Consider the following 21,641-nt stretch of genomic DNA (forward strand, 5'->3'; position numbering starts at 1 on the left):
ACGCATTGCCTGGTGTTGTTTGCCGCGCGCCGAACATCGCTTCAAAGGAGTTGCCGCCATGCCTCGCTTCGCCGCGAATCTGTCGATGATGTACAACGAGCACGCTTTCCTGGACCGCTTCGCCGCCGCGGCGAAAGACGGCTTCAAAGCGGTCGAGTTTCTGTTCCCCTACGATTTCCGCGCGGAAGAAATCAAGGCGCGTCTCGATGCGAACGGCCTCACGCAAGCGCTCTTCAATGCGCCGCCGGGCGACTGGGCAAGCGGCGAGCGCGGCATCGCGACGCTGCCGGGGCGTGAAGACGAGTTCCGCCGCAGCATCGACACCGCGCTCGACTACGCGCGGGTGATCGGCAATCGCAAGCTGCATGTGATGGCCGGCCTGATCGCCGCCGATCAGCCGCGCGAGCGGCATCGCGAGGTGTATCTGCAAAACCTTGCGCATGCCGCGAAGGCCGCGCAAGCGGAGGGCATCACGATCGTGATCGAGCCGATCAATACACGCGACATGCCGGGCTTTTTTCTCAACCGGCAGGACGAAGCGCAAGCCATTTGCGCGGAAGTCGGCGCGCCGAATCTGAAGGTGCAGTTCGACTGTTATCACTGCCAGATCGTCGAAGGCGATCTTGCGATGAAACTGAGGCGCGATTTCGCGGGCATCGGCCACATTCAGGTCGCGGGCGTGCCCGAGCGGCACGAGCCGGACACGGGCGAGATCAACTATCCGTATCTGTTCGAGGTGATCGACGCGCTCGGTTACGACGGCTATATCGGCTGCGAATACCGGCCGCGCGCCGCGACGTCCGCGGGACTCGGCTGGTTAAAGCCCTATCTGAACGCAGCGTGAACGCAGCGTGAACGCGGCCCGATAACCCAACACGAGGACTCAAGCGAATCATGAAAGTACTCATTACCGGCGGCGCAGGTTTTCTCGGTCAGCGCCTCGCGCGTGAACTGCTCGCGCGCGGTTCGTTGAAAGACGCGCAGGGCGCGCCGCAAGCAGTCACGGAACTCGTGCTGCTCGACGTCGTGCAAGCCAACGATTTCGGCGACAGCCGCGTGCGCACCGAAGTCGGCGATATCGCCGAGCGCAGCGTGCTCGAACGCGCGATCGACGGCCAGACAGCGGCGATTTTTCATCTTGCCGCCATCGTCAGCGGGCAGGCCGAAGCGGATTTCGATCTCGGCATGCGCATCAATCTGGATGCGTCGCGTCTGCTGCTGGATGTCTGCCGGCAACGCGGACATCGGCCGCGCGTGCTGTTCACGAGTTCGGTCGCGGTGTACGGCGGCGAGTTGCCCGAGGTCGTGAAGAACGATACGGCGCTCAATCCGCAGTCGTCGTACGGCGCGCAGAAAGCGATCGCCGAATTGCTGCTCAACGATTACTCGCGGCGCGGTTTCGTCGATGGACGCGTGCTGCGTCTGCCGACCATCAGCGTGCGGCCGGGCAAGCCGAACGCGGCGGCGTCGTCGTTCGCGAGCGGCATTATCCGCGAGCCGCTGAACGGCGAAGAGGCTCTGTGTCCGGTCAACGGCTCGACGCGCCTGTGGCTGCTGTCGCCGCGCAAGGCGATTGAATGCCTGATCGGCGGCCTCGAGCTGAATGCCGCCGCGCTCGGCAACCAGCGCGTGCTGAATCTGCCCGGCATTTCGGTCAGCGTCGATGAAATGGTCGCGGCGTTGCGCGAAGTAGCCGGCGAGGAAGTCGCGAAACGGATCGTGTGGCAGGCGGATGCGCGCGTGGAAAAGATTGTCGGCAGTTGGCCCGGACGATGGGATACGTCGCGCGCCGAGCAGCTCGGCTTGCGCGGCGATCAAAGTTTCGCCGATGTGATCCGCGGCTATATCGCCGACGAAGGCATCTCGCTCCGCTGACGTCCCTTTAGCGTCCCTTCAAACGCCCCTTCAGCCTCGCGCCGCAGCCTTGCAAACACGGGCCGCGGCGCGAGCGCCTCAATCGTCAGACGCTTTGCCGTGCGCGTTCCGGCTTCTCACGTATTCCCTGGTGCAAGCCGGCGTTTGCTTGACAGCGTTTCCGCCGCGCGCCTATCATCGAGTCTTGTTGTTCGATATATGACCGTCTGTTCGCATAAAGAACAAAACAGCCGGTGACTCGAACGCATCGTTCACTATCCTGCGCTAAGCTGAATTCCCGCGAGTACCGCCCGGCAGCCCGTCCGGCCGATGCCCGACTCATCCGTGCGCTTCTGCCGGCGCCGCGCGCAGTACATCACTGGAGACATCACATGTCCGAAGCATTCCTGTGCGACGCGATTCGCACACCCATCGGCCGCTATGCGGGTTCGCTGTCGTCGGTACGCGCCGACGATCTGGGCGCGGTGCCGCTCAAGGCGCTGATGGAGCGCAACCCGAACGTCGACTGGAACGCCATCGACGACGTGATCTACGGCTGTGCCAATCAGGCCGGCGAAGACAACCGCAACGTCGCGCGCATGTCGCTGCTGCTCGCGGGCTTGCCGCAAGCGGTGCCCGGCTCGACCGTGAACCGCCTGTGCGGTTCGGGCATGGACGCGGTCGGCATCGCGGCGCGCGCGATCAAATCGGGCGAGGCCGCGTTGATGGTGGCAGGCGGCGTCGAAAGCATGAGCCGCGCGCCGTTCGTGATGGGCAAGGCGACCAGCGCGTTTTCGCGCCAGGCGGACATCTACGACACGACCATCGGCTGGCGTTTCGTCAATCCGTTGATGAAGCAGATGTACGGCGTCGACTCGATGCCCGAGACCGGCGAAAACGTCGCGAGCGACTACAACATCAGCCGCGCCGATCAGGATGCGTTCGCGCTGCGCAGCCAGCAAAAAGCCGCGCGCGCGCAGAAGGACGGCACGCTCGCGCAGGAAATCGTCGGTGTGACGATCGCGCAGAAGAAGGGCGATCCGATCACCGTGTCGCAAGACGAGCATCCGCGCGAAACGAGCCTCGAGACGCTCGCGAAACTGAAGGGCGTCGTGCGCCCTGACGGCACCGTGACCGCGGGCAACGCGTCGGGCGTCAACGACGGCGCTGCGGCCCTGCTGCTCGCCAACGAAGAAACCGCGAAGCGCTTCGGCCTCACGCCGCGCGCGCGCGTGCTCGGCATCGCGACGGCCGGCGTCGCGCCGCGTGTGATGGGCATCGGCCCGGCGCCCGCCACGCAAAAACTGCTGGCGCGTTTGAACATGACGATCGATCAGTTCGACGTGATCGAGCTGAACGAAGCGTTCGCGTCGCAAGGCATTGCGGTGCTGCGCACGCTCGGCGTGGCCGACGACGACGCACGCGTGAACCCGAACGGCGGCGCGATCGCGTTGGGTCATCCGCTCGGCATGAGCGGCGCGCGTCTCGTTACGACGGCGATGTACCAGTTGCAACGCACGCAAGGGCGCTTCGCGTTGTGCACGATGTGCATCGGCGTCGGACAGGGAATTGCAATCGCAATCGAACGCGTGTGATGTTCTGAACGCGTCTGCGTTAGATAACGCTCCGCGCACAACAGCCTCTTCGCCCAACAGCGAAGAGGCTGTTTTTTTGCATGGATGCCTGCGGCCCTTCGCGCGATTGAAGCTTTCTGTAAGGCATGTACAATCTTTGCGCTGCACCTTTAATCAAGCGTCCTGAATATATGCGTATTGAGCGATGCGAAATGCGCATTGAATAAAGGGCGATTCATCGAGGAGAGCGTAAATGAAGTCAGCGACGATTGCAGCGGCATTGGCAGCAGCGATGCTCGCGGCGGCTCAACCGGCATGGGCGCAAGACGCGATGGCGAGCGCCGCGCAAGACATTGTGAGCGCGGTACAGCCGGTGCATCTGAAGGCCACGATCGTGGGCATCGATCCCGGCAGCCGCGCGCTGACGCTGAAGGGCGCAGGCGGTAACGTGGTGGTCGTGCTCGTGGGTCAGCAAGTTGCCGGCTTCGAGAAGCTCAGAGTCGGCGATCGTGTCGATGCGCTCTACAAGAACGCGCTGCTCGTGAAGGCGGATCGGGTCGACGGCAAAGGCAAGGGCATTCGCGAACGTGTCGATACGCAGGTTTATGCGCCGGCTTCGGGCGGCTTCGAATCGGCGCGCCAGGTCGAAGTGCTTGCCACCGTGCAGAAGATCGACCGCAAACGGCGCCTCGTCACGCTGCGCGGCGCCTATCAGACGCAGACGCTAGAAGCCGGTCCGCAAGTCGATCTGACCGGTGTGAAAGTGGGCGATACGATCCATGCGGTGTTCGTCTCCGCTGCGGCCGTCGAGGTCACGCCGCAAGATACGCAGTAAGACACAATTCGGTAAAGCATGAGTATTTGCGCGGCGCGATGGCCTGCAAGAGACCATCGCGCCGTTGCACTTTTCGCGAGCGTGTTTCGCACGCGGGAAGCATGTCAACGCGGTGTCGGCGGTCCCAGGCCCAGGCGGGCGAGCCGGCTTAGACAACGCCTGAACAAGCCCTGTGCGGGCAACAGATAAGTCAGCGAGACATGCGCCGTGCGCTCGCCGTCGATGCTGAGCCATATGCGTTCGCCGCGCTGCAGGCTGAACGTTTGACCCGGCACCAACCAGTGATCGTAAGGCGAACTAACGCGCGTCAGCCAAAGACGCGCGCCGTTCACCGCGAGCGTGCTGTCGGCTTCGACGCGCCATGTCAGCGTCGCTCCGGGCGCGACGGGGAAATGCACCACCACCTTCGGCAGACGCTCGTCCTGCTGATACGCCAGAACACGTGCGTCGTCGTCCATGCACTGCGGGCTTGCCTGATCCATCTTGCTCTCCGTTATAGAGCCGGCTGACGGAGGCGCCCACAAAACAAAAGGCCCCTTCCGTTACCGGCGGGGCCTTGGGGGCTTGTTTTACAGATTCAGACTGCTAACGCGCACATGCTCCCAAAGGCCAGCCGATGACGGCTCGCTTCGGGTGATTAATCGCGACGGCGATGGAGGTGTGCGTGAACATGAATCGAGTGTGCCGTTTTGCCGCACGCTCTGTCAACGGAATTCGGCCGCTATTTTCCGTAGCCGCGGTGGCGGGTGCTGTTAGTTCTGCAACCGCTCCTCCTCGAGCGTCAACGGAAAGCGGATCGTGAACGTCGTGCCCACGCCCTCGCGCGACACGAACTCGATGTGTCCGCCCAGCACGCGGCACAGTTCCTTCACGATGGCGAGTCCGAGCCCGGTGCCGGGAATGTCGTCGTCCGCCGCGCGCTCGAATTCATGGAAGACGCGATCCGCATCGGCGGGCGCGATGCCCACGCCGGTATCGGACACGCGAATCGACCAATGCTCCGGACCGGCCATCGCAAAGTGCAACTCGACCTGTCCTGATTGCGTGTACTTGATCGCGTTGGTAAGCAGATTCACGGCGATCTGCTTGAGCTTCAAACGATTCGACGTCACAGCGGGCAGCGCGGGATCGAATGCCGAGCGCAGCGTCAGCCCCTTTGCCTCGATGGACGGCCGCGACGACGCAACCAGTTCCTCGAAGAGTTCATGCAGATCGACCTGTTCGGGCGTCAACGGCGCGCCGTCGCCGAGTATCACCGAGTACTCGACCATCTGCTCGACGAGCGCCTTCATGTCTTCCGCCTGGCGGTTGGCCAGAGTCAGCGCGGTGTCGGCTTTCGCGGGCGCGCGGGCGATCAGTTGCAGCGCCATCGAAAACGCGTTCAGGAAGTTGCGCAGATCGTGAACCACGCTGCGCGTGATGTGCATGCGCGACTCGTACAATTCGCCGACGAGCCGTTGCTTCAGCGTGAGTTCGTGATTGGCGCGTTCGAGCCGCCCGGTGTATTCGTCGATCTTGCGGTCGCGTTCGCTGACCACTTCCCTGATCGACGTGAGCGTGACGACGCTCAGCGTTTCGGCGATCATGCGGCGCGCGCGCCGCTCATGCCGGCGCGTGAATGTGCCGTCGCGCGACGCGTAGTCTTCGAGTGCATCGGCGAGAACCTGGTGGAAAAGGTCGAGTTCCCGCACGAGTTCTTCGATGCGATAGCCCTGGCGCCAGCGCACCAGGCCGTGCTTTCGGGCATCGCGTTCGATGGCCGGTTCGACGCTTTCCAGGTCTTCAATATCGAGCGCCGCGCACAAGCCTTCGAGAATTTCCGGCAGATGGTCGGCGAGTTGCTGATACGTGAGCTTGTCGGCTTCCACGAGGTCGGCGTCGCCGAAAACCGCGTTCATCCATTGCTCTGTTAGTCGGAGCCGCTCGGCGCGAATGAAACCGGCGAAGTTGCGCAGCGGGCTAACGCGTTTGTCGTTCATGATGGCGCGGTCGATCAGGTTTTGGGAAGTGCGTCGCTGCAATGGCGGCAGCTCATTATCACCGCAAATCGGCGGCGTGGCGTCGAAATTGCGGGCCGGTCACGTCATGCGTTGCGGTCCCTCAGGAAATCGACGAATGCGCGCAGCGGCGCCGGCACATGACGGTGGCCGGGATAATACAGAAAAGGTCCGGAAAAGCGCTGCCACCACGGTTCGAGAATCGGTTCGAGCGCACCGCTGTCGAGATGCGGCCGAAGCATGGGTTCGAACAGATGGATCACGCCGACGCCCGCGACGGCCGAGTTGATCAGCAGGTCCATTGCTGCGCCCGGCCGCACGAGCAGCGGCCCGGATGGATTCAGTTGCACCACTTCGCCGTCGCGCTCGAAGTACCAGGTCGGCATCGCGCCGCCGGCAAACTGACCGCGCAGGCAAGCGTGCGAAAGCAGCTCGCGCGGATGTTGCGGGCGTCCGCGAAGCGCGAGGTAGTCCGGCGCGGCAGCCGTCGCAAAGCGCTGCACACGTGGACCGATGGGCACGGCGATCATGTCCTGCTCGAGCCGTTCGTCGTAACGGATGCCGGCATCGCAGCCGATCGAGAGCACGTCGACAAAGCCGTCCTCGACGAACACTTCGACGCGTATGTCCGGATACGCTTTCAGAAACGGCGCGATGATATCGGGCAGCACGATGCGCGCGGCGCTCGCGGGCACGTTCAGTTTGAGCGTGCCGCTCGGCTGCTCGCGGAAACCGTTGAGCACGTCGAGCGCCGCTTCCATTTCGCTGAAAAGCGGCGTCAGCTTTTCCAGCAGACGCACGCCTGCTTCGGTCGGCGCGACGCTGCGCGTCGTACGGTTCAGCAGACGCAAGCCGAGCTTTGTTTCGAGCCGGCGCACGGCGACGCTCAGGCTCGACGCGGAAACGCCGCTGCTGCGCGCCGCGTCGCGAAAGCCGCCCGCACGTGCGACCGAGATGAACGCGGTCAGGTCGTTTAATTCCATGGCGATGGTTCGTTTTTGATTGTTCGTTTTTTTGCACGACCCGTGCACGTTAGCCCGCTTTATTAAACGGTGCAATCCCGGCCATACTGCGCTTCAACTACCAGCAAGGAGAGCCTGATGCCGAACCTCGAAATCACCGACACCTTCCCGTTCGCCGGCCGCCAGATCCGGCGCATGGGTTACGGCGCAATGCAACTCGCGGGACCGGGCGTGTTCGGCCCGCCGAAGAATCGCGACGCGGCGCTTGCCGTGCTGCGCGAAGCGGTGGAGCAAGGCGTGAATCACATCGACACCAGCGACTTTTATGGCCCGCATATCACCAACCAGCTCATTCGCGAGGCGCTGCATCCGTATCCCGCCGATCTCGTGATCGTCACGAAGCTGGGCGCGGTGCGCGGCCGCGACGGCGCGTGGCTGGCGGCGCAGGAGCCGCAGGATCTGGAGCGCGGCGTGCAGGACAATCTGCGCAACCTCGGGCTCGACGCGCTCGAAGTGGTCAACATGCGGCTGATGGGCGACGTGCACGCGCCGAGCGAAGGGTCGCTCGAAAAGCAGATCACCGCGCTCGCCGAGCTTCAGCAGCGCGGCCTGATTCGCCACATCGGCCTGAGCAACGCGACGCCGGCGCAAGTGGCCGAGGCGCAGCGCATCGCGAAGATTGTCTGCGTGCAGAACCACTACAACCTCGTGCACCGCACCGACGACGCGCTGATCGATCAACTGGCCGGGCAAGGCATCGCGTATGTGCCGTTTTTCCCGCTGGGCGGCTTTACGCCGATCCAGTCGTCGGCTTTGACGGAGATCGCGCAAACCATCGGCGCGACGCCGATGCAAGTGGCGCTCGCCTGGCTGCTGCAGCGCGCGTCCAACATTCTGTTGATCCCGGGCACCTCGTCGGTCGCGCATCTACGCGAGAACCTGGCGGCGGCCAGCCTGACACTGAGCGGCGAGATTCTCGCGAAGCTGGATGCGATCGGCCGCGGCAATGGTCACGTTGACGGCCAGAGTTAGCCAGCGCATGACGCTTCATCAAACCGAACCGGCAATATGCGCGCGCAACCACTGATGCGCCGGATCGCGATGCGAGCGCTCATGCCACAGCATCGCCATTTCATAGCCGGGGACTTCGACGGGCGACTCGACCACGCGTAACGCAGCGTTATCGCGGACGAGCCGCGCGGGCACCATCGCCACGAGGTCGCTGTTCGCGAGCGCGGAGATCATGAACAGAAAGTGCGGAACGGAAAGCACGACTTTGCGTGTGAGACCGGCGCGGGCCAGAACCTGGTCCGTGACGCCGGCAAAGCCGCCGCCGTCCGGCGACACGATCACGTGCTCGAGCTTCGAAAACTGCGCCAACGTGGGCCGCCGTTTGAGACGCGGATGATCCGCGCGTCCGGCCAGCACATAACGCTCGGCAAATAGCACGCGCCGCCGCAAGCCGGCGGGCGCGTCTTCGCTGGTATGAAAGCCGAGGTCGATCTCGCCTTGTTCCGCCTGCTTCGCAATACGCGGCGGCACGGCTTCGACGACCGCGAGCCGCGTGCCGGGCGCTGCGGTGCGCAGCCCTTGCAACGCCGGGAGAACGATGGTCGACTCGGCGTAGTCCGTCGCGGCAATGCGCCAGGTTTGCGTCGCCTGCGCCGGGTCGAAAGGACGCGCGGGCGCGACCGCTTGCTCCAATGCTTCGAGCGCCTGCCGCAACGGCTCGCGCAGCGCCTCGGCGCGCGCGGTGGCGCGCATGCCTCGCGGCCCCGGCAGCAGCAGCGGATCGCCGAGCACATCGCGGAGTTTCGCGAGATGCACGCTTACTGACGGCTGCGAGAAATTCAGCCGCTCCGCCGCGCGCGTCACGTTGAGTTCCGCGAGCAGTACGTCGAGCGTGACGAGCAGATTCAAGTCGAGCTTGCGCAGATTATTCACGGCTATACCTGTCATATCAGCAATTCATTTCCAATATACCGCGCCGGCCACTATCGTGGGTGCATTCCCACATGAATCAAGGCAACGCAAAATGAACGTTCTGATTGTTTATGCTCATCCTGAACCGCGGTCGTTGAATGGATCGCTGAAGGACTTCTCCGTCAAGCGCCTGCAGGAAGCGGGGCACGCGGTTCAGGTCTCCGATCTGTATGCGATGAACTGGAAGGCGCCACTCGATGCAGCCGATAGCCTCGCGCCTGCAACGGGCGAACGCTTCGATCCGTCGCGCGCGTCGAAGCATGCATTCGAGAATGGACTGCAAAGCCCGGACATCGCCGCGGAACAGGCGAAGCTGAAATGGGCCGATGCGGTCATTTTTCAATTCCCGCTGTGGTGGTTCTCGATGCCCGCGATCATGAAGGGCTGGGTGGAGCGCGTCTACGCCTATGGTTTCGCGTACGGCGTGGGCGAGCATTCCGATGCGCGCTGGGGCGACCGCTACGGCGAAGGCATGTTAGCCGGCAAGCGCGCGATGCTCGTCGTCACCACGGGCGGCTGGGAATCGCACTACAGTCCGCGCGGCATCAATGGTCCCATCGACGACGTGTTGTTCCCGATCCAGCACGGCATTCTCTATTACCCCGGCTTCGACGTGCTGCCGCCGTTCGTCGTGTATCGCACGAGCCGCATCGACGAAGAAAAATATCTTGAAGTACGCGATGCGCTCGGCAAGCGTCTGGACAATCTCTGGGATACCGCGCCGATACCGTTCCGTCCGCAGAACGGCGGCGATTATCTGATTCCCGAGTTGACGCTGAAGGACGACATCGCGCCGGGCCGCGAGGGCCTGAGCGTGCATGTCAAATAGCGGAATCGCGCGCGCATGTTGCCGATGCATGCGTCGCGCATGGAGTGAGGCGAATCGTAGGGTTCGTTGAAATTTGGCTGTAAGTCGCCGTTGCTAGAGTCGTCGCTGGAATTTGCCGCCCCGCATGCAGAGCCGCCTGCTGCATCGACTGTGTTGTCCGCACATGTAGAAGGGAGAGCGACGAATATGAGTACAGCACGTCTTGTCTGGCTGATCGCGATGCTGCTTGCCGCCGCTCCCGCATGGGCGTTCCAGTCCCGTGTCGTGACCATTCCGAGCGCGGCCATGCACAAGTCTCTGGAAGCGACAGTCGTGTTGCCCGACCGCTATGCGCGCAGCAACGCGGCCGACCGCTTCCCGGTTGTCTATCTATTGCACGGCTCGGGCGGCGACTACACCGACTGGACCGCCAATTCGCCTATCGGCAGACTCGCCGACCGCTACGGCGTGATCCTCGTGATGCCGGACGGCGGGCGCGAAAGCTGGTACATCGACAGTCCCGTCGATGCGGGTAGCCGCTACGCCACGTATGTCGGCACCGAAGTCGTCGCCTACATCGACATGCATTTCCGCACGATTGCAACCAAAGACGCGCGCGCGATCACCGGCTTGAGCATGGGTGGATTCGGCGCGCTGCATATCGCGCTCGACCGGCCGGACGAATTCGGCGCGGCCGGCAGCATGAGCGGCGCAGTCGATCCGCGCGGTTGCGAGGACGAGCCGGGCATCGATCAGGTGTTCGGCGATCCGGCGCGGCACGCGGACTTCTGGAACAGCGAGGCGATTGTCGAACACGCGCGCAGCTTCGCGAGCGCGCACATGGCGCTGATGATCGACTGCGGCACGAACGATTCGCTCGTGCACTCGAACCGGATGCTGCATGCGCGGCTCGTCGAACTTGGCGTGCCGCATCGGTATGCCGAGCGGCCCGGCGGTCATACGTGGAAGTACTGGGCGAATGCAGTTCAGTACCAGGTGCAGTTTTTTGCGGCCGGTTTCAGACGCAACGGCAGCAGCGCGGTAGCTTGATGCACTGTCACTACCACTGCCGGGTTTTATTTCGGTAACCGAACTAAATTACCGAGGCAGCTTCAGTCGATGCCATGAAACACGGCGTCGTCCGGGCCGAGATACGCGGGCGGTCGCCAGGCCGCGTCGCGCATCGAATGCTGAACCAGTTTTTCGACGCCGAGCAGCACCGCGAATATCGCCATCCGCACCGGGATGCCGTTATCGGTCTGCCGGAAAATCGCAAGCCGCGAATCGTGATTCAGGTCCACGCTCAGGTCGTTCGCGCCCGGCCGGCTGTCGCGCGGCAGCGGGTGCATGATCAGCGTATCGGTGCCGCACACGCTGTCCACCAGCGCCTGGTTGATCTGAAAGTCGGGCGTGTAGCCTTCGAACGATTCGTCGGTAAAGCGTTCTTTCTGAATGCGCGTCGCGTACACCACGTCGGCGCCGCGCAGCCCGCTCGGCAGATCGTGAGTCTGTTCGATCACATGCCCGTTGCGCGAAATCTGCTCGATGATATAGCCCGGCATTTCCAGCATGGGCGGCGAGATCAGCGTGAACTTGATGCCGCGATAGAGCGCCAGCAGCTTGACGAGCGAGTGTACGGTGCGCCCATATTTGAGGTCGCCGACAAGTGCGATATGCGCGCCGTCGACAATCTTGCCGAGCCGCGAGAATTCGCGCTGAATGGTGTAGAGGTCGAGCAGCGCCTGGCTCGGATGTTCGCCGGGGCCGTCGCCGCCGTTGATCACCGGCACGTTGGTCGCGCGCGCGAATTCCGCCACCGAGCCTTGCTCGGGATGGCGGATCACCAGCGCGTCGACGTAGCCGCTCATCACGCGGCTCGTGTCGTAGATCGACTCGCCCTTGGCCATCGACGAAAACGTGAAGCCGGTCGTGTCGCAGACGGAACCGCCGAGCCGGCAGAAGGCCGCGCCGAAGCTCACGCGGGTTCGCGTGCTGGCCTCGAAGAACAGATTGCCGAGCACCGCGCCTTCCAGCACGCGCGAGATTTTTCGGCGCCGCGCGATGGGCTGCATGATGTCGGCGACGCGAAACAGCGCTTCCACCGAGTCGCGCGAGAACTGATCGACCGACAGCAACTGCGGCTTGCCCTCCCACAGCATCTGGCTCGCGAGCGATTGCGAGTCTACGCTCTGCGTATACTTTTCACCCGGCTCGCCATGCAGGACGATCTCGGACACGAATCGCTCGACAATCTCCGGCATCGCGCGCGATTCCTGCGAGTCGTCCGGCAGAAGCCACGTATCCAGCGCTCTTCGCGACACGCCGATGCGGCCCGCGAAGGTCTCGCGCGTCATGTTCAGACGCCGCATGGCGTCGCGGAGAAAGGCTTGTTGCGGGACGCTCATGAAGGCACCTGTCTATCTGAGTGGTTGCGCCGGATATACGCGATGCGTATATTAATTTGCGCGCGATAGAAGTCAAGCAATTTCAAGATGCGCTTTGCCAAGCTGCGCGCGGCGCGGTTACACTGCGCTTCATGCTCTCCGGCCAACTTCTCCGACTCTGCCCGTCGACCGCGCTTCGTTCTGCATTCGCAGACGCGGCGGCCGCGCGCCGCGCGCGCCGCTCGCTCTCGAACGCGCCGCGCGTCGAGCAATGCAGCCTGGAGTTCAGCGCCAAAGCCAAAAAACAGCCGCTCATCTGACCGGAGCACGCTGTTCCGTCAGATGCGACGGAACAGCGGACCACGCGCTTCGGCGGTCCTTCCTGTCTTTCTCCTTCGCACGCTGCCGGAATCGATACGGTCGCTCATCGACGCAAGAGGAAAGACATGTCTATTTTTTCGGGTATCTGGATTCCGCTGATCACGCCTTTCGCCGACGGCGCGGTCGATCACGCCGCGTTGCGTGCGCTCGTGCGCCGCTATGCCGACGCGGATGTCGCGGGGATTGTGGCGCTCGGCACGACGGGCGAGCCGGCCGCGCTCGACGCCGCGGAACAGGACGCGGTGCTGGCGACCATTCTGGAAGCGGCGCACGATGCGCCGTTGCCCGTGGTCGTCGGCGTATCGGGCAACAACACTGCGAGCATGCGCGAGCGCATTCAAGAGCTAAATTCGCTGCCGATCGCCGGCGTGCTGATGGCCGCGCCGTATTACGTGAGGCCGTCGCAGGCCGGCATCGTCAGTCATTTCATGGCGCTTGCCGATGCCAGCGACAAGCCGGTCGTGCTGTACGACATTCCCCAGCGAACCGGCGTGCGGCTTGAACTCGACACATTGCTCGCGCTCGCCGGGCATCCGCGGATTCAGGCGGTGAAGGATTGCGCCGGTTCGCTCGACACCACGCTCGCGCTGATTCGCGACGGCCGCTTGCAGGTGCTCGCGGGCGAAGACCTGCAGATGTTCAACACGCTGTGCATGGGCGGCAGCGGCGCGATTGCGGCGTCGGCGCATGTGCGCACGGAACGCTTCGTCGCGCTGTATCGCGCGCTGGCGGCAGGCGCGCTCGACGAAGCGCGGCGCATTTTTCACACGCTCGTGCCGTTGATTCACGCGTTGTTCGCTGAACCGAATCCTGCGCCGGTGAAGGCATCGCTCGCGCTGCAAGGGCTGATCCGCGACGAACTTCGTCTGCCGATGACGCGCGCGAGCGAAATCCTGGCGCAGCGTCTCGCCGCGTTGGAGCGCGCGTGAGCGGAGCGGCGAACCACGCGGCAAACCACGCGGCAAACCACGCGGCGAACTGCGCGGCGAACTGCGCGGCGAGATGCGTCCCTAATATTTGAGATGCTGCTTTCGGCGATGAAGCGATAATCGGCGCCCTCTATCGATTATCGCCGCCGGCATCCGTCCGGCGGATGCCGCATGCAGTCAGTCAAGTTCGTCCGATTCGTGTTTGTCCTGAATATGCCGCTCACGCGCCGTGCGCGGCGAGCTGCATGCCGCTCGCGCCGGGGAGCGTGCTGATGGCGTTCGTGTTTCGCGCGCGCGACCGGCTCTCCAGCGGTTCCGTGGGACTGATCACGCGCCGTTCGGCGACGGCGCTCGCGCTCGGCGCCGCGCTTGCCGCTGCCGTGCTCGCACTCGCGGCCGGCATTGCGATCGGCAAGTACTGGTCCGCGCGCGGCGTCTCCGGTATGCAAAGCGCGAACCGCATCGAGCGCGATTACGCAATCGACCAGCTCGGCAAGCTCAACGCGTCGGTCGCGCAAATCGAGCCGCGCATTGCGCGCCTCACCGCGCAGGTCGGTGCGCTGCGCGACTTCGAAACCCGTCTGAATACGCCGCGTCCCGCGCCGCTCGCGCCCATTGCCTCGCCGGCCGCTTCGCCTGGCGCCTCGCCTGGCGCTTCTCCCACGCTGCCCGCGTCGAGCGGCGATTCATCGGCCACCGACAGCGAAGGCGAGGGCGGCCCTTCGTTGCCGCCACGACGCTGCGTCGACGCGCCGCGATACCTCGGCGCGCGCCTCGACGCCGAGCGCACCGGCGAGCAACTCAATTGCATCGCCGCGACGCTCGGCGCGCTCGAGCAGCAGACGGCGGCACACGCGGTCGCGTACGCCGCGTTCCCCGGCCGCATGCCCGCCGACGGCGCGCGTTTCGGTTCGCCGTTCGGCAACCGCACCGATCCCTTCACACATCGGCTGAGTTTTCATCCGGGCCTCGATCTGGTCGCGAAAACAGGCACGCCGATTCTCGCCGCCGCGGGTGGCCGGGTGGTCTTCGCAGGCGAGAAGTCGGGTTATGGCAATGCCGTCGAGATCGATCACGGCAACGGATTGATGACCCGTTACGGCCACGCGTCGCGCATCGTCGTGCATGTCGGCGACCTCGTGCTGCCGCGCCAATACATTGCCGATGTCGGCTCGACCGGACGCTCGACCGGCCCGCATCTGCATTTCGAAGTGCTGGTCAACGGCGCGCCCGTCGATCCCGCGGCTTATCTCGCGCTTTTCGCGCCTCCTTCTCATGGCTGACCGCTTTCTTTCCCGCGACGCAAGCCGTGTGGCGCATGGCGCTTATGCACTCGCACCCGTGCGCCCGCTGCGCGTTCGCATCGTCGTGTGGACACTTGTCTGCGGACTGAGCGCGCTGGCCGGCGCGGCCGCGGTGATCGCCGCCGACGCGTGGCGCGCCGGTTTGCCGCTCAGGCAATGCCTGCCGGTTCCCGTCGATAAAAGCGCCGAGGAGACCGAACTGGCTCGTGCGCGCCTCGCGTTGGCGCAAGAGTCGGCCGCGCGCGCGTCGGTGCAGAAAACGGCGGACAGCGCCGCTGCGGAAGTCGCGCGGCTCAACGACCAGTTGCAGTTCCTGCGCGGGCAAAGCAGGGCAGCGCCGCGACGCTAGGCGCGCCGCCGCGCGTGATTCGCGTCATCCATTTTTTTCCGGAGTCCGTATGTTCAGCAAGAAAAAAGCCGCAGGCATTCAGCAAACCAAGCTTGCCACCTTGATTGCACACGACGTGCGCATCGTCGGCGATCTTCAGTTCACCAACGGCCTGCGTCTCGACGGCCACGTGAAGGGCAATGTCAGCGGCGAGCCCGGCGGCCAGACGCTGCTCGTGCTGAGCGACCGCGGTTCGATCGAAGGCAACGTGCATGGCTACGACGTGGTCGTCAACGGCAAGATTGTCGGCGACGTAATAGCGGATCACTTCGTCGAGTTGCAGGCCAACGCGCATGTGACAGGCAACATTTACTATCAGCAATTGCGCATGGATTGCGGCGCGTCGGTGGACGGCAAGCTCACGCGGCGCGACGGAGGCAATGCGCCGACACCGCTCACGTCGATGCTCGACGCCGGACGCGAATCGAACTCGATGGCGCTCAACGAAGCGTAATGACGTGGTGCAATGAGGTGCTGAAGTTCACACCGCGCCTGGCAGCGGGCAGCGTTGCGTGGGTTCGTCGGCGCCCGGCAGATAATCGTGAGCGGCATTCGAGCCCGTCATGCCCCGCATATTTCGCACGACGGCGAGCCGTTGACTGGCGCTGCGATCGAGCGTCGCGAGCATGTCGCGTTCGAGAATCAGCAGCTTGAACGCCAGCACCATGAGCCCGCTCGCGAGCAGCACGTCGCCCGCGAACACGACCGCGTAGACCGCCGACGTGGTCTGCGGATTACCGAGCAGCAACGCGAGATTCGCGCGGTCGAGCAGCACCAGCATGAGCGGCACGATCGCACTGAGCGTCGCGATGGCAGCGCCGATCGCGACGATGGTCCGCGCAAGACCGAGTTGCGGACGGCGTCGGCGGCACACCTCATAGAGCGTGGCGGCGCGATACGGCGCAAAGAACAGCGCGAGCAGAACGGCGCGCGGCAGCATGGGCAGCTTGAGCAACAACGCCCCGCCATACAACACGCAGAATGCGCCCATGACGACAATCGTGGTGCGCCACAAAACCGGGACACCGAACAGTTTGCGCGTGCCGGCCCAGAGCAGGATGCGGCTTTGCAGCGCGAGCGCCGCGGTTGCGAAGAGCAGCAGATCCGTATGCCACGTCAGATGCAACGCAAAGCATGCGGAAGCGATCGCGAGCAGATAAAAAGCGGCGGCCCAGAAGCGGAACGCGCTCACTTGCGCGAACATCCGCGCAAGCACGGTAGCGATCAGTGCGCAGCACAGAAACGTGATTAGCCACAACGCGGTAAACGTCGCTACATCGAATCTCATGAAGTCTCCAGCACCTGTGCAGCTTTTATTGTTTATCGTCGGATCGGGCTACGGCGGAATAACTTTTCTCGCGCATTTCACGCGCATTCCCCGCGTGTCGAATCAGCAGGCGTCGGCGGTCATGGCCCGTCCTCGCAGCAGATCGCCGAAGGCTTCGCCGGTCAACGGCTTGCCGAGCAGGAAGCCTTGCATTTCATCGCAGCGCATCGCCTTTAGCATGTGCATTTGCGACTCGGTTTCGACGCCTTCCGCGACCACGTCCATTTCGAGCGAATGCGCAAGCGCGATGATCGCCGAAACGATCGCGCTGCCTTCCGGGCCGTGCGCGTCGAGACCGTTGGTGAAGAAGCGGTCGATCTTCAGTTGCTTCACGCGAAAACGTTGCAGATACGCGAGGCTCGAATAACCGGTGCCGAAATCGTCGATGGCGATTTCAAAGCCGCTTGCCTGGAACTCGCGAAGCATGTCGATGGTGCGGGGCGCGTCCTGCATCGCGACCGTTTCGGTGATCTCGAACATGATCTGATCGCATTTCACGCCTTCCGTCTTCACGATCTCGAGCATGGTCGGCACGAGATCGGCCTGCAATAGCTGGCGCGGCGACAGATTAATGGCCACCTTGATCGGCGGCAGCCCTTGCGCGATCCAGCGCCTGATTTGCCGGCATGCCTCGCGCAATACCCAGTAGCCGATCTGCACGATCTGCCCCGAACGTTCGGCGATCGGAATAAATTCGAGCGGCGCGAGCGTGCCGAGTTGCGGATCGTGCAAGCGGATCAGCGCTTCGGCGCCCGCGAGCGACTCGCTGCTGCCGTCGAATTTCGGCTGGAAATGCAGCGTGAAATGATGTTCGGCAAGCGCATCGCGCAACGCGTTCTGGATCTGCAGCGTGCGCATCGCCGCTTCGTTCATGCTCCGTTCGAAGAACCGATACGTGCTGCGCCCGGCGCGCTTCGCTTCGTACATCGCGGCGTCCGCGTGCTTGAGCAGCGTGTCGACGGTATCGCCGTCCTCGGGAAACAACGCAATGCCGATGCTCGGCATCACCTGCAGCGGCTGCGAATCGGCCCACGTGTCGTGCCGCATGCGTTCGAGTACGCCTTCCGCGAGCGTGGCGGCGTCGTCGCGCGACGCCAGGTTCTCGGACAGCACGACGAATTCGTCGCCGCCGAGGCGCGCGACCGTATCGCCCGCGCGCACGCAGACGAGCAGACGCTGTGCGAACGCGGACAGCACCTGATCGCCGGCCGAGTGGCCGAGCGAATCGTTGATCGTCTTGAAGCCGTCGAGATCCATGAAGAGGATCGCGAACAGCGACCGTTGACGGCGCGCCGCATGAATCGCCCGCTCGATGCGCTCGGTCAGCGTGGCGCGGTTCGGCAGGCCCGTCAGCGTGTCGAGCGTGGCGAGGCGCACGATCTGTCCGTTGAGCTTCGACAACGCGCCGACGAGGAAACTCGTGCGCGCGTCGAAACGCGACAGCAGCAACGTCACGACGAGAATCGCGAACGTGAAAAGAATCACCGACGTCGCGAGCCACGCGGCATTCACCCCGGCCGCCGCGCCGCAGATCGCGCCCGGCGCGAAGTCGGCGGCGGCCATCGCGGCGTAGTGCATGCCGCTGATCGCAATCGCCATCACGAGCGCCGCGCCGCAGCGTTTGCGCAGTACATACTGTTCGTCGTCGTTGCTGAGGGCGCGCGCCATCCACAGCGCCGCCGTGGACGCGCCGATCGCTATCGCGAGCGAGGCGGCGAACCACACGGGCCGATAGCTAATGGCGGGCGACATGCGCAACGCGGCCATGCCGCTATAGTGCATGCCGGCGATGCCGAGGCCCATGAACGCGCCGCCTCCGATCAGGCGCGCGACCGTCAGCCGCGCGCGCGTGGTCAGACAGAGCGCCAGATATGACGCGCCGATGGCGAGCGCGAGCGAATAAGCGGTCTCCGCGAAATCGTAGCCGAGCGGAATCGGTAGGGAAAACGCGAGCATGGCCACGAAGTGCATCGACCAGATGCCGACGCCGAGCGCCGCCGCGCCGCCCATACGCCAGACGTGCCGCAGCCGCGGCGACGCCAGCACGAAGATGCGGGCGGTCAGATCGAGTGCCGTGTACGACGAAAGCGTCGCCACGACAAACGACATTGCCACCAGCCAGGGATTGTATGAGCTCTGCATGTGAAGTCCAACCGCGATGGAAAAGCGGCTGAACTAGTTATCGACCAGTCGGCGCGTTTATTTAATTAATTTTCAATATGTTAGCGATTGCCGCGCCCGGCCTTGCGCGTGCGCTGCCGGGCGCCGTCGCGCGTCGATACCTAATGCCTTATCTGCGGTATGGCGGATGCCGGATGCCCGCTGTCCAGCGCTTTTGCCGAATACAATGGCAGGCAACCCCACAACCGCCTCATTGATGACCGCCCCCAACCCTTCCGATCATTCCCAGCGTGCGGCGGCAGACGCTGCAACTGCATCGACTGAACGCCGTGGCACCGCGCGGCCGGTCGCGGACGCTCCTCCGCACGATTCGCGCGCTCGCAGCATTGCGCTTGCCGCGAGCCTCGCGCTGATCGCTTTTTCGCTGCGCACGCCGATCACGAGCGTCGGTCCGATACTGCTCGAAGCAGTGCGGGCGACGAACCTGTCGCGCACCGGCGCAAGCGTGCTGACCACGTTGCCGTCGTTATGCTTCGGTCTATTCGGCCCGCTTGCACCGATGCTCGTGCGGCGCCTCGGCAGCGAACGCGCGTTGCTGGCTTTGTTGATGCTGCTGACTATCGGCACCGCATTGCGTGTGGTTCCCGCATGGCAGGTGCTGTATGTCGGCCAGATCGTGGCCTGCTTTGCGATCGGTTTGATGAATGTGCTGATACCGGGCGTGGTCAAGCGCGACTTCCCGCATCACGTCGCGCTGATGACCGGAGTCTACAGCGCCGCGATGTGCGCGGGCGCCGCTGCGGCAGCCGCTACCACGGTGCCGGCGGCCAACGCCATCGCGCATCTATTCGACGGCGCGGGCGGCAACGCGTGGGCGTGGGCATTGGCGCTGTGGTCGTTGCCTGTGGCACTGGCTACGCTCGTGTGGGGCGTGAATCTGCCTGCCAAAGCCGTGCATGCGGGAAGACGCGTGCACGTCGTGCGCGGCTTGTGGCGCGATCCGCTCGCGTGGAAGGTCACGCTGTTCATGGGTTCGCAATCGTCGCTGGCGTATATCGTGTTCGGCTGGCTGCCGACGGTGCTTCGCACGCGCGGCATGAGCGCTGTCGATGCCGGGTTCATGCTCTCGCTGAGCGTCGTCACGCAGGCGGTGGCGTCGTTGCTGCTGCCGTTCCTGCTTGTGCGTCTGCGGGATCAGCGCGTGGTGAACGTGGCTGCGCTGCTGTTGACCGGCCTCGGTCTGATGGGCTGCTTCTTCGGGCCTTTCCCGATCATGTGGATGTTCGCTTTGCTGCTCGGCATCGCGCAGGGCGCGTCGTTCACACTCGCGCTGACCGTCATCGGATTGCGTTCGTACGACTCGCATGTCGCCGCGCAACTGTCGAGCATGGCGCAGGGAATCGGCTATCTGATCGCGTCATGCGGACCGTTCATCGCCGGATCGCTGTTGCATGCAACCGGCTCGCTGTACAGCCTGGCTGCGTTGTGCGCGGGCGTTTGCGTGGTGGCGGCGTGGTTCGGCTATGCAGCGGGGCGGCCCGAGCATGTGAAGGTGCATGTCGAGTAAGCGGTAGATGGGGCGCGAGGGCGCGCAGCCGCGCGCTTAGCCTGCTGCCGGCGTCATGCTAAGCCGCCGGCAGCGGCCTCAGCCGCCGCGTCACATCGTCATGACGGATTCCGGCGCTTCCCACGTGTAGTCGAGCGCTTCGGCCACTTCCTTGCACGTCACCTTGCCAAACGCGACGTTCAGGCCATTGCGCAGATGCGCGTTGTCCTGCAACGCCTTGCGCCAGCCCTTGTCGGCGATCTGCAGCGCGAAAGGCAGCGTCGCGTTGTTCAGCGCGTAGGTCGACGTGCGCGGCACACCGCCCGGCATGTTGGCGACGCAGTAGTGAACCACGTCGCCGACCATGTACGTCGGGTCCGCGTGCGTGGTCGGCCTCGCGGTCTCGCAGCAACCGCCTTGATCGATCGCCACGTCGACGATTGCGGAGCCGGGCTGCATCGCTTCAACCATCGCCTTGGTCACGAGTTTCGGCGCGGCCGCGCCGGGGATCAGCACGCCGCCGATCACGAGATCGGCTTCGAGAACATGCTTTTCGACGTTGTCCTGGTTTGAAAACACCGTCATGACGCGCGCGCCGAGCAGCCGGTCGATGCGCCGCAGCGCGTCGAGATTGCGGTCGATCACGACGACCTGTGCGCCCGTGCCCACCGCGATCTGCGCCGCATTCGAGCCGACCACGCCCGCGCCCAGAATCACGATTTTCGCCGACGGCACGCCCGCGACGCCGCCCAGCAGGATGCCCTTGCCGCCATGCGCGCGCTCGAGGCAATACGCGCCCGCCTGGATCGACATGCGGCCGGCGACTTCCGACATCGGCGCAAGGAGCGGCAAGCCGCCGGCGGCCTGCGTGACCGTTTCATAGGCGATGCAGACGGCCTTGCTCCTGATCAGATCGGCGCATTGTTGCGGGTCGGGCGCGAGGTGCAGGTACGTGAAAAGAATCTGGCCTTCGCGAAGCATGGCGCGCTCGCCGGCTTGCGGCTCCTTCACCTTGACGATCATCTCGGCCGCGGCGAATACATCTTCCGCGCGCGGGACGATCGTCGCGCCGGCTTTTTCATAGACGGCGTCCGACGCGCCGATGCCGCTTCCCGCGCCTTGCTCGACCGTGACGGTGTGACCGTGCGCCACCATTTCGCGGACCGACGACGGCGTCAGTCCCACCCGGTATTCGTGGTTCTTTATTTCCTTGGGTACGCCAACCAGCATGTCATCCTCCAGTTGCGG

Annotated in this window: 21 protein-coding genes; 13 read left to right on the forward strand and 8 right to left on the reverse strand. The window is 64.3% G+C overall.

From position 1 onward, the window contains the following. Positions 1 to 58 precede the first annotated feature (58 nt). From otnI to AB6809_RS14775, 4 genes are all read left to right on the forward strand, one after another. Positions 59 to 844: a 2-oxo-tetronate isomerase gene (otnI, locus tag AB6809_RS14760; protein ID WP_006049270.1), complete on the forward strand. Its 786-nt coding sequence runs from the start codon at positions 59 to 61 to the stop codon at positions 842 to 844. A gap of 50 nt (positions 845 to 894) precedes the next feature. Then, a complete protein-coding gene (denD, locus tag AB6809_RS14765; protein WP_029966370.1) occupies positions 895 to 1,875 on the forward strand; it encodes a D-erythronate dehydrogenase in 981 nt (326 codons plus the stop codon). A gap of 371 nt (positions 1,876 to 2,246) precedes the next feature. Then, entirely contained in the window at positions 2,247 to 3,449 is a 1,203-nt protein-coding gene (gene pcaF, locus AB6809_RS14770; protein WP_307258812.1) for a 3-oxoadipyl-CoA thiolase, read from the forward strand. A 232-nt stretch (positions 3,450 to 3,681) separates the two neighbouring features. Continuing rightward, positions 3,682 to 4,263 (forward strand): hypothetical protein, encoded by a 582-nt coding sequence (locus AB6809_RS14775; RefSeq protein WP_029966366.1) that lies wholly within the window; start codon positions 3,682 to 3,684, stop codon positions 4,261 to 4,263. 104 nt (positions 4,264 to 4,367) lie between these two features. On the opposite strand, the gene AB6809_RS14780 is transcribed toward AB6809_RS14775, so the two are convergent. From AB6809_RS14780 to AB6809_RS14790, 3 genes are all read right to left on the reverse strand, one after another. Then, positions 4,368 to 4,745, reverse strand: a complete 378-nt coding sequence (locus AB6809_RS14780; RefSeq protein WP_006049274.1) for a DUF2917 domain-containing protein — start codon at positions 4,743 to 4,745, stop codon at positions 4,368 to 4,370. Positions 4,746 to 5,015: 270 nt separating this feature from the next. After that, positions 5,016 to 6,242 carry a sensor histidine kinase gene (locus AB6809_RS14785; protein WP_006049275.1) on the reverse strand — a complete coding sequence of 409 codons (1,227 nt, stop codon included), beginning with the start codon at positions 6,240 to 6,242 and terminating at the stop codon, positions 5,016 to 5,018. Between the two features lie 104 nt (positions 6,243 to 6,346). Beyond that, entirely contained in the window at positions 6,347 to 7,243 is an 897-nt protein-coding gene (locus tag AB6809_RS14790) for a LysR family transcriptional regulator (RefSeq protein WP_029966363.1), read from the reverse strand. Positions 7,244 to 7,360: 117 nt separating this feature from the next. On the opposite strand from AB6809_RS14790, the gene AB6809_RS14795 reads away from it, so the two are divergent. Next, entirely contained in the window at positions 7,361 to 8,254 is an 894-nt protein-coding gene (locus AB6809_RS14795) for an aldo/keto reductase family oxidoreductase (protein ID WP_029966362.1), read from the forward strand. An 18-nt stretch (positions 8,255 to 8,272) separates the two neighbouring features. Here the strand turns inward: AB6809_RS14795 and AB6809_RS14800 are convergent, their stop codons facing one another. Continuing rightward, the gene (locus AB6809_RS14800) at positions 8,273 to 9,181 is read right to left on the reverse strand and encodes a LysR family transcriptional regulator (RefSeq protein ID WP_029966360.1); all 909 of its coding nucleotides are present in this window, start codon (positions 9,179 to 9,181) and stop codon (positions 8,273 to 8,275) included. A 76-nt stretch (positions 9,182 to 9,257) separates the two neighbouring features. Between AB6809_RS14800 and AB6809_RS14805 the strand changes: the two genes are divergently transcribed. Further along, the gene (locus tag AB6809_RS14805; protein WP_029966359.1) at positions 9,258 to 10,034 is read left to right on the forward strand and encodes an NAD(P)H-dependent oxidoreductase; all 777 of its coding nucleotides are present in this window, start codon (positions 9,258 to 9,260) and stop codon (positions 10,032 to 10,034) included. 186 nt (positions 10,035 to 10,220) lie between these two features. Further along, complete coding sequence (locus AB6809_RS14810) at positions 10,221 to 11,063, forward strand: alpha/beta hydrolase family protein (protein WP_029966358.1); 843 nt, start codon at positions 10,221 to 10,223, stop codon at positions 11,061 to 11,063. 62 nt (positions 11,064 to 11,125) lie between these two features. Here AB6809_RS14810 and AB6809_RS14815 read toward each other — a convergent pair whose 3' ends face one another. Beyond that, the gene (locus AB6809_RS14815; protein WP_006049281.1) at positions 11,126 to 12,418 is read right to left on the reverse strand and encodes an aspartate carbamoyltransferase; all 1,293 of its coding nucleotides are present in this window, start codon (positions 12,416 to 12,418) and stop codon (positions 11,126 to 11,128) included. A 20-nt stretch (positions 12,419 to 12,438) separates the two neighbouring features. Between AB6809_RS14815 and AB6809_RS14820 the strand changes: the two genes are divergently transcribed. From AB6809_RS14820 to AB6809_RS14840, 5 genes are all read left to right on the forward strand, one after another. After that, positions 12,439 to 12,717, forward strand: a complete 279-nt coding sequence (locus AB6809_RS14820; RefSeq protein WP_029966357.1) for a hypothetical protein — start codon at positions 12,439 to 12,441, stop codon at positions 12,715 to 12,717. A 126-nt stretch (positions 12,718 to 12,843) separates the two neighbouring features. After that, a complete protein-coding gene (gene dapA / locus AB6809_RS14825; RefSeq protein ID WP_029966356.1) occupies positions 12,844 to 13,707 on the forward strand; it encodes a 4-hydroxy-tetrahydrodipicolinate synthase in 864 nt (287 codons plus the stop codon). Positions 13,708 to 13,979: 272 nt separating this feature from the next. After that, positions 13,980 to 14,990 (forward strand): M23 family metallopeptidase, encoded by a 1,011-nt coding sequence (locus AB6809_RS14830; RefSeq protein WP_371026862.1) that lies wholly within the window; start codon positions 13,980 to 13,982, stop codon positions 14,988 to 14,990. Continuing rightward, complete coding sequence (locus tag AB6809_RS14835) at positions 14,983 to 15,360, forward strand: hypothetical protein (RefSeq protein WP_029966352.1); 378 nt, start codon at positions 14,983 to 14,985, stop codon at positions 15,358 to 15,360. The genes AB6809_RS14830 and AB6809_RS14835 overlap by 8 nt, the downstream gene beginning before the upstream one ends. 49 nt (positions 15,361 to 15,409) lie before the next feature. Beyond that, positions 15,410 to 15,853: a polymer-forming cytoskeletal protein gene (locus AB6809_RS14840; RefSeq protein WP_006049285.1), complete on the forward strand. Its 444-nt coding sequence runs from the start codon at positions 15,410 to 15,412 to the stop codon at positions 15,851 to 15,853. Between the two features lie 27 nt (positions 15,854 to 15,880). Here AB6809_RS14840 and AB6809_RS14845 read toward each other — a convergent pair whose 3' ends face one another. Together AB6809_RS14845 and AB6809_RS14850 are read right to left on the reverse strand one after the other, a co-directional pair. Then, positions 15,881 to 16,687: a hypothetical protein gene (locus AB6809_RS14845; RefSeq protein WP_029966350.1), complete on the reverse strand. Its 807-nt coding sequence runs from the start codon at positions 16,685 to 16,687 to the stop codon at positions 15,881 to 15,883. 102 nt (positions 16,688 to 16,789) lie between these two features. Then, complete coding sequence (locus tag AB6809_RS14850) at positions 16,790 to 18,868, reverse strand: EAL domain-containing protein (RefSeq protein ID WP_029966348.1); 2,079 nt, start codon at positions 18,866 to 18,868, stop codon at positions 16,790 to 16,792. A gap of 235 nt (positions 18,869 to 19,103) precedes the next feature. On the opposite strand from AB6809_RS14850, the gene AB6809_RS14855 reads away from it, so the two are divergent. Then, a complete protein-coding gene (locus tag AB6809_RS14855) occupies positions 19,104 to 20,414 on the forward strand; it encodes an MFS transporter (RefSeq protein ID WP_307258826.1) in 1,311 nt (436 codons plus the stop codon). Positions 20,415 to 20,504: 90 nt separating this feature from the next. Here AB6809_RS14855 and ald read toward each other — a convergent pair whose 3' ends face one another. After that, positions 20,505 to 21,623, reverse strand: coding sequence for an alanine dehydrogenase (gene ald / locus AB6809_RS14860; protein ID WP_006049289.1), 1,119 nt, complete (start codon positions 21,621 to 21,623; stop codon positions 20,505 to 20,507). Positions 21,624 to 21,641: the final 18 nt, after the last annotated feature.

The sequence above is a fragment of the Paraburkholderia sp. RCC_158 genome, assembly GCF_041355255.1.
GTDB lineage: Bacteria > Pseudomonadota > Gammaproteobacteria > Burkholderiales > Burkholderiaceae > Paraburkholderia > Paraburkholderia graminis.